This is a genomic window from Clostridium beijerinckii (assembly GCF_018223745.1).
Taxonomy (GTDB): domain Bacteria; phylum Bacillota; class Clostridia; order Clostridiales; family Clostridiaceae; genus Clostridium; species Clostridium beijerinckii.
Genome location: NZ_CP073653.1, coordinates 4,295,926 through 4,310,418, shown reverse-complemented (window position 1 = coordinate 4,310,418; position 14,493 = coordinate 4,295,926). Strand labels below are relative to the sequence as shown.

Sequence of the window (14,493 nt, the reverse complement as noted above, 5' to 3'; positions counted from 1 at the left end):
AGATGATTGAAAGGAAATGATTATGAATAATATAGTGAGAAATAGTAGTGAAATTTTAAATAAAGCAAGAGTTTTTGAAGAAGAATCTATAAAGAGTATGCCAAAAGAACAGAGGCCATCGTTTCATTTATCATCACCAGTCGGGTGGATTAACGATCCAAATGGATTTTCTAAATTTGCAAAGGAGTATCATCTTTTTTATCAATATTATCCATACGATACTAAATGGGGACCAATGCATTGGGGGCATAGTAAGACAAAGGACTTTATAAAGTGGGAGCAGTTACCAACAGCTCTTGCGCCAGATCAGGAATATGATATGGGAGGATGTTTTTCAGGAAGTGCAGTAGAGTCAGATGGAAAGCAAATACTCATGTATACTGGAGTGTTGGACAAAGTTCAAGAAGATGGGGCTCATATAATTAGACAAACTCAATGTATTGCAATTGGAGATGGAGTAAATTATGAAAAGCTAAATTGTAATCCTGTGATAACAAGTTATTCTCTACCAGAAGGTAGTAATTTAGAAGATTTCAGAGATCCTAAGATATGGAAAGAAGCTGATGGGTTTTATGCTGTAGTAGCTAGCAGGCATGCTGATGGAAGCGGACAAATTCTTTTATATAAATCAAGTGATTTAAAAGAATGGAGCTTTGTTTGTATTCTAGATAGAAGTAAAAATGAGATTGGAAGCATGTGGGAATGTCCAGACTTTTTTAAGATTGATGGAAATAATATTATGATTATTTCACCAATGGAAGTAAAGGCGAATGGACTGAAATTCCATAATGGACATAATACGGTGTACTTAATTGGAAAATATGATAAGGAAAAGCATACGTTTAATAGAGAAGATTATGGAACTATAGATTTTGGTTTAGATTTTTATGCTCCTCAAACTCTAGAAGCAGAAGATGGAAGAAGAATTATGATAGGATGGATGCAATCATGGGAAAATAATATTGTTCCAAAAGACTTTAAGTGGTGCGGAATGATGAGCATTCCTAGAGAACTAACAATAAAGGATGGAAAGCTAATCCAAAATCCAATTAGAGAAATTAGAAATTACTATAAGAATTCTGTTAAATACGAGAATGTATTAATTAAAGATAATGTGGAGTTAGAAGGTATATCAGGAAGAGAATTAGATATGACTCTGGAAATTGATGGTTCAAATTGCGAAGAGTTTGTAATTAAAATTGCTAAAAATAATGACTATGAAACATTAGTTACTTTTGATCCAAGAAAAGATATCATTTCATTTGATAGAAGTTATTCAGGGAAACTTTGTGATTCCTTACATAAGAGAGAAATGAATATAAGAAATCAAAATGGAAAGATTAAACTAAGATTAATTATAGATAAATACTCTGTTGAAATATTTGCAAATGATGGCGAACAAGTAATGACATCTACTTTTTATACTAACTTAGATGCAACAGATATTTCGTTTTGTGCTAAGGGTGAAGCAAAAGTAAGTATTGAAAAGCATAGTATTGTTTTAAATTAAGGATTATATTTAGATGTGTTTAAAAAAGCGACTAAATTAGGCTTTATAATTCAGCCACTTTTAGATACATAGATAAGTATAAAATTTTCAACAAATATTAGTTTACAAAGCAAATTGCTATAGTTTAATAAAGATAAACTAATATAGATGGAGGATTAAGATGAGTAAAAACATTTTTTGTATAGGAGAGCTTTTAATTGACATGGTTTGTGTTGATAATAAAGGATTGAAAGACGGAGAAAGGTTTGAGAAAAAAGCAGGTGGAGCGCCAGCAAATGTTGCAGCATGTATCTCTAAATTAGATGGAAATGCTTATTTTTTAGGACAAGTTGGTGATGACTACTTTGGAAAACATTTAATAGAATTGTTAAAAGATTTAAATATCAATACAGAAATGGCGGTAGAAAAAGGTAGGACAACAATAGCACTAGTCGGCATAGATGCAAATGGTGAGCGTAATTTTGATTTTCTAAGAGGCAGTGATGGAGAATATTCATTTAATAATATTGACTTATCAAAAATAACTAACTCGGATATCCTTCATTTTGGTTCTGCTACAGGATTTTTAGAGGGTGAATTAAAGAAAACATATTTTAAATTATTAGAATATGCAAAATCGAATAATATATATGTATCTTTTGATCCCAATTATCGTGATGCATTAATAACACCAGATAAATTAGAAATGTTTATTGAAGATAGTGTTGAGTTCATAAGAAAAAGTGATTTCACTAAGCTAAGTGATGAAGAGTTATTTCTATTAACTAAAGAAAGAGATGTAATAGCAGGAGTTAATAAATTGCATGAATTAGGAGTTAAGGTTGTAACTATTACGCTAGGATCTGAAGGGACATACTTAAGTGTTGATGGACAGCGTGAAATAATTCCATCCATTGAAATTAAGCAAGTAGATTCAACTGGTGCTGGAGATGCATTTGTTGGAGCCGTATTAAAACAAGTATCTGATATTGAAAATAAACAAAATATAAGATTTGAAGAATGGAAAGACATAATTTTATTTGCAAATAAAGTAGGTGCTATTACATGTACAAATTATGGAGCAATAGCATCAATGCCTATTTTAAGTGAAGTAAGAAATTTATTTTAATATATAATGCAGTAATAAATTTGTATTTAAACTTCTAATAAGCAAAGTGCCCAGCTAGGTAAAAATTTAGAGGGTCAATTGTAATATATATACTAGTGTGAAAAAATACAATAAATAATATTAGAATGTAATTGTACTAAAAAATAAGAGAAAAAGTGTGTTAATGAAAATCTGTATTGTGTAAATTAAAAAAAAGAGTGTAAAGAGTAAATATTTTTATTAAGTGAAGCTTGCTTAAGCGTAAATTTAGTATAATATGCTTTATTTACACTCTTGTTTGGCATAATAATTGCTTTAAATAAGAAATTAGGTAAGTATTTAGTTGAAAATTTAAATATAAGTGTTATTTATAGCTTTGGATATATAATGGTAAGTACTAAAAATTAAAACTAGGGATTAAAGGAAAGTGATAATGCCATGAAGCAAATTGATAAAATTTATAAGTATATATTATCAAATTCTAGGGAATTTACTAAAGAAAAATTATTTGAAATTAAGGGATTTAGTGCGCAGCAAGTTGCTGAACACTTGGGAATATTAAGAAGCAATGCTTCTAGAGAGCTTAATACTCTTTGTAGGGAAAAGAAAATAATTAAAATTAAAGATAGACCTGTTCTATATTTTGATAGAGAACAGTTTATTAGAATATTAAATGTAAACTTAAATGATAAATGTGAAGAAGGTATAGAAATTAATGATTTTATCAATTTGTTAGAGGAAAAAGAAGATAAATCACCTTTCGACTCGTTAATAGGATTTAATACAAGTTTGAAAAATCAAATAGAACAAGCAAAGGCTGCTTTATTATATCCACCAAATGGGTTACATACCCTAATAATTGGTAGTACTGGTGTTGGTAAAAGTTTATTTGCTAATATGATGTATAAATACTATAAAAATATAAAACAGTCACAAGAGGATCCACCATTTATAATATTTAATTGTGCTGACTATTCTAATAATCCTCAACTTCTTCTATCACATATATTTGGACATGTCAAAGGAGCTTTTACGGGAGCTGAAAAAGAAAAGGAAGGAATAGTTGAAAAAGCTGATGGAGGAATATTGTTTCTAGATGAGATACATAGATTACCACCAGAAGGGCAGGAAATGGTATTTTACTTTATGGATACGGGAACCTATAACAAATTAGGCGAAACAGATAGACAGCATAAAGCAAATGTGCTATTAATTGGAGCTACAACAGAGGATCCAAATTCTACGCTGCTTAAGACTTTTATTAGAAGAATCCCTATAACAATAACTATTCCACCTTTTGATGAAAGACCTATTAATGAAAAATTGGATCTTGTACAATATTTGCTTTCTAAAGAAGCACAGAGAGTGAACAAAACTATTAAGATTTCTTCGGAAGCAATTAAAGCTCTCATAGGCAGCACTAATTATGGAAATGTGGGACAGCTAAAATCTAATATGCAGTTGGTTTGTGCAAAGGGATTTTTTAATTGTATTAACACAAATAAGGACATTGAAATAAATTTAAGTACATTACCTCCAAACATAAAAAGCGGAATATTAGCTTTTGGAAATCAAACTAAAGATAAAACGACTATATGGAATATGATTCCTAATAATATTACGATTCAGCCAGATGGAAATAGAAAATTTTTAGAAACAGATGATTATGAAACACCATTTAATATTTATAGAATAATAGAGAGTAAAACTTCTGTGCTTCAAGAAGAGGGCATGAATGATGAAGAAATAAAGACATTTATTACTACAGATATTAGCATTCATTTAAAACAATTCTATGATCGATTCAACAATGATATAAGCCGGAGGGAAGGCCTATTAAAGATTGTTGATAAAAATATTGTGGAATTTTCAGAAAAGATAAAAATACTAGCTGAAAACAGATTGAATAGAAAATTAAATGAACGTTTTATCTATGCAACAAGTCTTCATTTTAGTGCATTATTTAATAGGATTAAGAAGAATACTGTTTCTTATGAGTCCAATATTGATTTATCGATATCAATTGAAAGTAAAGAATATGAGGTTGCTAAAGAAATTCATGCACTCATTGAGAAGAACTTTAATCTAAGTATACCTAATGTTGAGATTGAATATTTAGCATTATTATTAAATTCAATACGAGAATCATCTCGTCAAGAAAGAGTTGGGATTGTAGTAGCATCACATGGGGCAGGAATTGCAACTAGCATGGCTAGTGTAGCCAAAAAGCTATTTGAAGCTGACAATATTCTTGCTGTTGATATGCCTCTTGAAAGATCACCATCAGATGTTTTGGAGAATGTTATAGAAAAAGTTAAGCAAGTTGATGAGGGAAAAGGCGTATTACTCTTAGTAGATATGGGATCTTTAAATAGTTTTGCAGATGTTATTACAGAAAAAACAGGGATAAACATAAAAAGTATTGATATGGTTTCAACTCCACTAGTTCTAGAAGCTGTTAGAAAGTGTTCTGTTTGTGACGCTGATTTAAATTCAGTATATTCGTATTTACTTACTGATTTTAGGGGATACACTAATAATATTAACACGCAGACAATTCAAGAAACTAAGGAAAAAAATAAGGTTATAATTACTGTATGTTCTACTGGAAAAGGGGCAGCTATAAAGCTTAAGGAATTAGTTGAGACTGTTACAAATAATATAGGTGTTAAGAATGTTAATATTATTTCACTTGGTCTGAAGAACTTAACTAAGTCAATTAAGAAGATTCAGGAAGAAAATAATATTTTGGCTATTATAGGTATTGCAAATCCTAATCTTGGAATTCCCTTTATATCTATAGAACAATTAATCGATGGAACAGGGGAGAATATATTAATAAGTATTATCCAAGGTAAAAAGATAGAAGCTATAAAAAATACGGGAGATAAGCAAATAATATTTGAAAATCTTTGTACGCAAACTATTGCTGAATTTATAACATTTCTTAATCCACAAAAGATCTATTCCCTATTAGATGAATTTTTGAATATTACTGAAAGGTTATTGAGGGTAAAATTTGAAAATCCAGTTAAATTACGAATCATGTTTCATGTTGCATGCGCATTAGAAAGAATGGTACTGAATAATGGATTAGTATATGATGATGACAACATAAATTTTCATAAAGAAACTATAGAAGCATTGAAGGAAGCGAGTTTGATTTTCAAAAATGCATTATCAATAAATCTAACAGATGATGAAATTTATTATATTGCTGATATAATTGGATGAAGCTTGTTTTGGTGTAGGAATTTAACTAAAACATTAAATTTAAATTAGTATATATGTTGTGATAATAATTTTAAGCTTAAAACTCCATTAAGCTGAGTGCTCTATTAAAACTAGGATTTACAAACTTAATCGCAATATATAAAAAATTATGACTTAAAAATACGAAATATAAAAGTTAACTGCCATTAATACATGGATCTAAAAGGATCGTGTGTTAGTGGCAGTTAATTTTTATATATATGTGTGTTAATTCTACAAAATTATTTAATAAACTGTGTTAAATGTGATTTGAAGTATGTAAATCTTAAATTCATAGTGTAATCAAAAATAGTTAAGTATCAGAAAAGGTAGTTATAGCCTTATTTCTTGATGATTTTTTTATTTACATCCTTAGTTGGCATAGGAATTGCTATGTATATAAATATAAAAATAATATATGTAGCAAGAAAGGATGATAAAGTAATGATCTCAGTAATTATAGGTACCCACGGTATATTTTCAGAAGAGATTCTTAAGTCAGCAGAAATGATTTTTGGAATTCAGGAAAATGTTGGTGCCGTTACATTTAAACCAGGTGAAGGAATTGAATCACTTGTAGAAAAATATAACACTCTTATAAAAGAGTTAGATTCAACAGACGGAGTACTATTTATGGTAGACCTGTTTGGAGGAAGTCCATTTAATGCGGCAAGTATAATTGCAATGCAACATGAGAATATGGAAATTGTAGCAGGTGTCAATCTGCCAATGATTTTAGAGGTTCTAGGAAGTAGAGATTTTTCAAGCATAACAGAATTGTTAAGAGTAGCAGAAAACTCTGGAAAAGAGGCTATAAAGGTTTTAACTAAAAATATCAATATAGATGAAGATGAAGAAATTATATAAGTATTTCAGATAACTGCATTTTTAGTTCCATAATTATAATAAGCAAAGTTAAGTGAGAATACGAATACATAAGTTCTTTGGAAAATAATATTGAAAATTTATGCAACAAGTTATATCAATATAAGCGCAATTTAAGTAAATATAAAAATTAGAAGATAGGAGATAAAAAATGGAAATTAGCTTTGTAAGAATAGATGACAGATTAATACATGGACAAGTAGCAACAGTTTGGACTAAGGAGAGTGGGTGTAACAGAATATTTGCCTGCAGTGATGAAGTTGCAGCGGATGACTTAAGAAAACAATTAGTAATTCAAGTAGCTCCTCCAGGGATAAAAGCATATGTGCTTCCAATAGCAAAGGCAATTGAAGCATATAATAATCCTAAATTTGACAGCTTTAAAACTTTATTTTTATTTACAAACCCTACAGATGTATTAAGAATGGTTGAAGGCGGAGTACCTATTAAATCTGTAAACGTTGGAGGAATGTGCTATAAGGCTGGTGATAAACAGGTTACAAATGCATTATGCATGAATGATATTGATATTGAGGCGTTTAAAAAGCTTAATGAAAAAGGTATCGAATTAGAGGTAAGGAAACTAGCAAAAGATACTAAGATAAACTTAATGGACAGATTAAAGGAATTACAATTTATATAAGTATATAAAAACTTTTTTATATAAATCAAAAAAAGAAAGAGAGGAATTATAAATGAGCACTTTACAATTAATTTTATTAGTAATAGTTGCAGCAATTACTGGTATGGCAAGTGTACTTGATGAGGCACAGTTCCACAGACCAATAATTGCATGTACACTAGTAGGCCTTGTACTAGGGGATATTAAAACAGGAATTATACTAGGTGGAACACTTGAAATGTTAGCATTAGGATGGATGAATGTTGGTGCAGCTATGGCACCAGATGCAGCACTTGCAAGTGTAATTTCAGCAATACTTGTTATAATCGGTAAACAATCAATTGGAGCAGGTATAGCAGTTGCGGTTCCAATAGCAGCAGCAGGACAAGTTCTTACTATCTTCGTAAGAACAATAACAGTATTTTTCCAACATTTAGCTGACAAATATGCTGAAAAGGGTAATACAAGAGGAATAGAAATGTGCCATATTCTAGGTTTATCACTTCAAGCAATACGTGTAGCTATTCCAGCTGCAATCGTAGGTGTACTTGCAGGTACAGATGCTGTAAATGCAGCACTTTCAGCTATACCACAAGTTATTACAAGAGGGCTTCAAGTGTCAGGTGGATTTATAGTAGTTGTTGGTTATGCAATGGTAATGAATATGATGAATAGTAAATCATTACTACCATTCTTCTTTATCGGATTCTTGTTAGCAGCATTTACAAACTTCAATTTAATTGGTTTTGGTGCTGTAGGTGTTATTGCAGCAATATTCCATATAAAATCAATAGCTAATGAAGGTAAAGTAGCAGTAGCTGGAACTGGAAGTATTGATGATATCGATGATTCAGACCTAATGTAATTACAGAAAGGAGATAAAATAATGAGTGAAAAGAAATTAAATAAAAGTGATATAGTAAAAATGTTTATCCGTTCAAATTTCTTATTGGGATCATTTAATTTTGAAAGAATGCAAGCAATAGGTTTTTGTGTTACATTAATTCCAGCTTTGAAGAAATTATATAAAGGTGACGAATTAAGTGCAGCACTTAAAAGACATTTGGAATTCTTTAATACACAACCATTTATGGCAACGCCAATTATGGGAATAACAGCAGCCATGGAAGAACAAAAGGCAAATGGGGCAGATATAGATGAGGCATCAATAAGTGGTGTTAAGATTGGTCTTATGGGACCACTTGCCGGAGTTGGAGACCCAATATTCTGGGGAACACTAAGACCTGTGCTTGCAGCATTAGGGGCAGGACTTGCACTTACAGGAAGTATAATTGGACCGCTAATTTTCTTCATAGGATTCAATGCAATAAGACTTGCAACAAACTGGTATGGAATGTTCTATGGATATGAAAAAGGAACTCAATTAGTTGCTGATATGGGAGGAAATAAACTTAGATATCTTACAGAAGGTGCTTCAGTACTTGGATTACTTGTTATAGGTGGTCTTGTTTCAAAATGGACAACTGTTAATATACCTTTTGTTCTCTCTAAATATACACAAGCTGATGGAAAAGAAGTAGTTACAACTATTCAAAGTGTACTAGACAGCTTAATGCCAGGATTAGTTCCACTTTTACTAACATTTTTATGTATGTATCTATTAAAGAAGAACGTGAATCCATTATTAATAATCTTTGGATTGTTTGCAGTAGGGATTTTAGGAGTTGCGTCTGGAATATTACAATAAACATTAATTCATAGTCTTATTTTAAGTAAACCATTTTAAATTGAAATTTATTATAGCAGTATAGATTACCTAATTAATATTATAAATTAAAGGTCTAACATTAATTAAATTAGTAGGGTAGTCTATACTTGTATTAAAAACAATATTCTCATGATTATATAGTGAATTTAATCGTAAAGTAAACGTTACCTAAGGCAGAGGAGTTCATATAGTACAGTAAATTCTTATGAAAGTACAAATTTAAAAGTACTAAAATAATTATATTTATAGAATCAAAGGATAAACACTTCTAAAAAATAATGATAAAAGGGGTAAAAAAATGAAAAAATTAAAGTTAAAGTTAATAGCGATAACAGTTGCAACTATGACAACAGCAACATTTACTTCAGTAAGTGCATCAGCAGCTTGGATACAAAATGAAGGGAATTGGAACTATTTAAGTGATTCGGGAGAAATGAAGACAGGTTGGGTTAACGATAATGGTGCGTGGTACTATCTAGATAATTCAGGAACGATGAAAACAGGCTGGGTAAATGATAGTAGTACATGGTACTATATGCAGCCATCAGGAGAAATGAAGACAGGTTGGGTTAACGATAATGGTGCATGGTACTATTTAGATAATTCAGGAACAATGAAAACAGGCTGGATAAATGATAGTGGTACATGGTACTATATGCAGCCATCAGGAGCAATGAAGACAGGCTGGATTAGTGATAATGGTACGTGGTATTTTGCAGATACATCAGGAACAATGCAAACTGGAGTAGTAAAAATAGATGGAAAAACTTATTATTTAGATGAAACTACAGGAGCTATGAGGGTAGGAGACATAACAATAAATGGAACAACTCATACATTTGCACAGAGTGGAGAAGCAATAGGTTCAGATTTAGTACCAACTAAGACATTTAATTCAAATGGAGTTAAAGTAGCTGAAACAAGTACTCAAGGTAACAGCGATAAAACATCAGATAATAATAAATCAAATACAACAACTAGTGAACAAAGCAACTCAACAAGTACTACAAGTAGTGGCAAATCTCACCATAGCAGCGGTAGCAGCAGCACTAAAGTTAATAAAGAAGCGCTAATAAATGCAATAACAATTGCAAAAACAAAATATGAAGCGGCAGTAGAAGGAACTGATGCAGGTCAATATTCAGTGGGATCAAAGGCCATATTTAAAGCAGCTATTGATGCAGCACAAGCAGTTTCAGATAATACAGGTTTTACGCAAAAAGATATAGATTCAGCAGTAACAGCACTTGCATCGGCTACGACTATATTTAATGATAGTCTTAATAAAGATGTTGATTCAAGTACCTCAACTAATTATCTAGAAGATTATCGTGATCAGTACCACTTCTCTGTTGCTAAGGCATGGGGAAATGATCCGAATGGAATGGTTTACTATAATGGTGAATGGCATCTATTCTATCAATATTATCCAGATGATGCAGTATGGGGACCAATGCATTGGGGGCAATCTGTTAGTACAGATTTAATTCATTGGAAAGAACTTGGAATTGCATTAGAGCCAGGTGATGATGATGTTATGGGGAAAGGATCTAGATATATCTACTCAGGCTCAGCTGTTGTTGATAAAAATGATAGCACAGGCTTCTTTGATGGTGGCAGTGGTTTGGTAGCTATATATACTCAACATATTGAGGGGAATAAACTTACAGATGAAGAATGTGATTATCTGGGAGTTGCTCATGGCACAGTGTCAAATACAGAAGAACAATCTATTGCGTATAGCAAAGATAATGGAAGAACTTGGACTAAATATAATGGTGGTGGAGAACCAGTTTTAAAAATAACTGATGATCCATTAAAGAGACCGGCTGAATTTAGAGATCCTAAAGTGTTCTATAATGAAGAAGCAGGAAAATGGTTTATGGTAGTTGCTGGTGGTCCATTAAGATTTTTCTCATCAGATAATTTAATAGATTGGAAGCCAGAAGCTATGCAACCTGAAATTACTACAGAATGTCCAGATTTCTTCAAAATGAAAGTTGAAGGAACTGATCAAGAAAAGTGGGTATTAAACCAAGCAGGAAGATATTATAGAATTGGTGACTTTAAGCAAGTTGATGGAAAGTGGACATTTGTTCCGGAAACAGGTGCTATACAAATGAATTTTAGTAAGGATTCATATGCAGCACAAACTTATTATGGAACAGGTGAAAATGGTACTCCAGATGGAAGAAGAATAATGATCAATTGGATGAATAACTGGGATTACTGTAATCAAGTTAAGAAAATAACAGGAACATTTAATGGATCATATACTTTACAAAATGAACTTAAATTGGTTCAAACGGATGATGGAATTCGTTTAATACAAGAGCCGATTGAGGAATATAAATCATTACGTCAAACACCTACAACATACGATGGTGTAATTTCTTCAAATACTGCAGATAATGCTGCTATCAATATAAATAATTTATCAGGAAGTCAATATGAAATTGTAGCAGAATTTGAACCAGACGCAACTACAACAGAATGTGGATTTAAACTACGTGTTGGAAAAGATGTGAATCAAGAAACAATAGTTAAGTATGACGTAGAAACAGGAGAAGTAGTAATTGATCGTTCAAAATCAGGAAAAACACCAGTTAGTGGAAGCGCATTTGCAAACTCATATAGTAGTGCGGTAAATAAAACAGCAGATGGTAAGATTCAATTGCATATATTTGTTGATGCAGCATCTGTAGAAGTATATGGGAATGATGGTGAGGTAGCTGGTACAGCACAAATATTCCCAGATCGTAACAGTACTGGAATTGAGGTATATTCAGTTGGAGGAAATACAAAAGCTAATATTACTTATTATCCATTAAAGGGTATTTGGAATAATGAAAATGCAAGTGCATTATCATTAAGTGAATCAGCCCTAAATAAAGAAGTTGGAGATGAATTTACTATATATACTTCTGTACTTCCAAGTACATTAACTCAAGGAGTTACATGGAATATATCAAACCCTAGCATTGTTACAATTTTAAGTCAGGATGATAAAAAAACAACCTTTAGAGTATTAGGTGAAGGAAATACTAACTTAATTGCAACATCTAAAGATGGAAAATTACAAAAAACGACAACATTATCAGTTGTAAATCGTAGTCTACCAAGTACATTCTCAGGTTTAAGCAATGTTGAAGCATCTGGAAGTGATTGGTATAAAGATGGTGATGCTTATGTTGCTAATGGTTCTGGTGATGGATTTGCTATGTTAGATGAAAAGAACTATGATTCAACTGCAACATATACTTTTGAGACAGATGTTGAGATTGCAAAAGGTACTGCAGGGCTAGTGTTAGGCAGTGCAGTGAAAAATTCGCCAAGTGAAGGAAGTGTTGTAGCTAATCTTACAAGAGAAGGGGCATGGAGATTATTTAAATTCCCAGGAGGAGCAAACCTTCCAGATAATGAACATGGTTCAGGAAATATAACACCAGATGTAAATGGTAAATATCATATGAAGGCAGTGTTGAAAGGAAATCATATACAATACTATATAAATGATAAGCTAATGGATGAAGTAGATTATAATTTCTCTGCGCCAGGAAACTTTGGATTTAATATTTATAATGGAAATGTTAAGTTCACAAATGCAAAACTTACAGTGGCAGGCAGCGATACTTCTAGCTTAGGTATTGTTAAAACAAATTATGAACAAAACATGGGTGATGAATTTACTGTTTATGCTAATCAAGATGTTAAATATAAGATTGGAAATCAAGATGTTGTACAAATTATAAATGGAACAGATAGCAAGAAAACTACATTCAAGGTGGTGGGAGCAGGAGAAACAACACTAACAGTAACTCCTGTTAGTGGTAGCGCTTCTCCAGTAATAATTAATGTATCTGGATATGATATTAATCCAGATGCTACACCTGGATTAATAACAGGTCTAAAGAACTTTACTACATCTGGAGCAGGAAAATGGTATGTTAAGACAGCTACAAATACAGGTGACACTTCTTATGCGGTAAAGAGTACTGGAGATACATTTGCAATGTCAAGCACTAAGGTTTCAGCAACCAATGATGCTAATTATAATTTAGAAACAGAGGCTACAGTATTAAATCCAGATGATAATTGCGCGCCATCTTTAGTGTTATTTAGTAAGAGTAAAGATAATCCAAAGGATGGAAGCCTTGTATTTAATGTTCAAACAAATAATGGTCATTGGAAAGTATTTGAGTTTGGCGGAAGTTTGATTGGAGAAGGTAATATTACTCCAACTGAAGACGGAAAATATGATTTAAAAGTAGATGTGGTTGGTCAAACAGTAAAATACTTTATAAATGGACAAGAATTATTGTCAACATCAGATTTCACTCAAAGAAGTGGTTATGTAGGATTAATGAGTTGGAATGCAAATACCGAATTTAGAAATACAGTATTTAAGTCAGTAGATACTGTTATAGGAAGCGACATTGCTGTCACTACAGGAGCAGCAGTTGCAAAACCAGTATCAACAATATCTGATACTATAGGAAATGATATAAGAGTTACTACAGGAGCGGCTATTACAGTTGCAACACCAGTAACAGGTGAAACTCCAGTATCAACAATTGATGATACGGATCAATATACAGCAACAATTGAATGGAATGAAAATCCAGCAATATTTGAAGCAAATAAAGTATATACAGCAACAATAACAATCAAACCTAAAGAAGGTTATACAATAATGGGTGTTCCTAAAGATTACTTTAAGATTGATGGAGCAATAGCAACAAATGATGCCGATTCAGGAGTTATAAAAGCAGTATTCCCAGAAACAAATTAATAAAGTAAAAGGTGGTGAAGTTTATCATATATGAATTAACAAAATAATTAGTAGATTGGAATGTCACATTATTCAGCAATGGAAATGTGATATTCTTTTTTTGCGAAATTTTAATATCTAAGTGAAAAATGGTATCATTTGTAATAAATATGGTGAAGAATAATAGAGTATGCTGAAATAATGAGGTGTTAGCGGATGTAGGTTAAATAACTCTAAATTTTATCTGCTACCCTTGAAATAGCAACAGTCTTAAAGTCTATATTGTTAGCATATTGGATAGATAAATGACCAGAAAATCCAACGCCTTGTATTGCAACTACATCTCCATAATTTTTTAAAGCATCAAAAGTAGTCGCGTCAGTGCAAAGTAGTAATGCACTCTCTACTTAATTTAATTCTTCTAGTATAGTTACTAATTTAGAAGAAGAGGTTGCCATATATTCAGCAAAAATCTATATTTTGAGTCATTTCTTATGTTGTGTATTTGTTTTTAGAGAAATTATTATATCATAAAGGAAAGGTTTATTTGTTTTTTATAAAATTTGTTTACTTAATAACCCAATTTAGACGTTGCAATGATTAACTAGGTTGTTGAATAACTATTTTTACCAATAGC

8 protein-coding genes are annotated in these 14,493 nt (G+C 31.5%); all 8 read left to right on the top strand.

Annotation, left to right across the window (positions count from 1 at the left end; genetic code table 11):
- Window positions 1-22 precede the first annotated feature (22 nt).
- Window positions 23-1,510 (top strand): glycoside hydrolase family 32 protein, encoded by a 1,488-nt coding sequence (locus KEC93_RS19520; RefSeq protein ID WP_077869598.1) that lies wholly within the window; start codon window positions 23-25, stop codon window positions 1,508-1,510.
- A gap of 160 nt (window positions 1,511-1,670) precedes the next feature.
- Window positions 1,671-2,618 (top strand): carbohydrate kinase family protein, encoded by a 948-nt coding sequence (locus KEC93_RS19515; RefSeq protein ID WP_077869597.1) that lies wholly within the window; start codon window positions 1,671-1,673, stop codon window positions 2,616-2,618.
- A gap of 417 nt (window positions 2,619-3,035) precedes the next feature.
- Entirely contained in the window at window positions 3,036-5,831 is a 2,796-nt protein-coding gene (locus tag KEC93_RS19510) for a sigma-54-dependent transcriptional regulator (RefSeq protein ID WP_077869596.1), read from the top strand.
- 462 nt (window positions 5,832-6,293) lie between these two features.
- On the top strand, window positions 6,294-6,716 hold the full coding sequence (locus KEC93_RS19505; RefSeq protein WP_012060036.1) for a PTS sugar transporter subunit IIA: 423 nt from the start codon (window positions 6,294-6,296) through the stop codon (window positions 6,714-6,716).
- Window positions 6,717-6,885: 169 nt separating this feature from the next.
- Window positions 6,886-7,377 (top strand): mannose/fructose/sorbose PTS transporter subunit IIB, encoded by a 492-nt coding sequence (locus KEC93_RS19500; RefSeq protein WP_012060035.1) that lies wholly within the window; start codon window positions 6,886-6,888, stop codon window positions 7,375-7,377.
- A 52-nt stretch (window positions 7,378-7,429) separates the two neighbouring features.
- Window positions 7,430-8,221, top strand: a complete 792-nt coding sequence (locus KEC93_RS19495; protein WP_077869595.1) for a PTS mannose/fructose/sorbose transporter subunit IIC — start codon at window positions 7,430-7,432, stop codon at window positions 8,219-8,221.
- Between the two features lie 21 nt (window positions 8,222-8,242).
- Window positions 8,243-9,064, top strand: a complete 822-nt coding sequence (locus KEC93_RS19490) for a PTS system mannose/fructose/sorbose family transporter subunit IID (protein WP_012060033.1) — start codon at window positions 8,243-8,245, stop codon at window positions 9,062-9,064.
- Window positions 9,065-9,383: 319 nt separating this feature from the next.
- A complete protein-coding gene (locus tag KEC93_RS19485) occupies window positions 9,384-13,877 on the top strand; it encodes a GH32 C-terminal domain-containing protein (RefSeq protein WP_077868438.1) in 4,494 nt (1,497 codons plus the stop codon).
- Window positions 13,878-14,493: the final 616 nt, after the last annotated feature.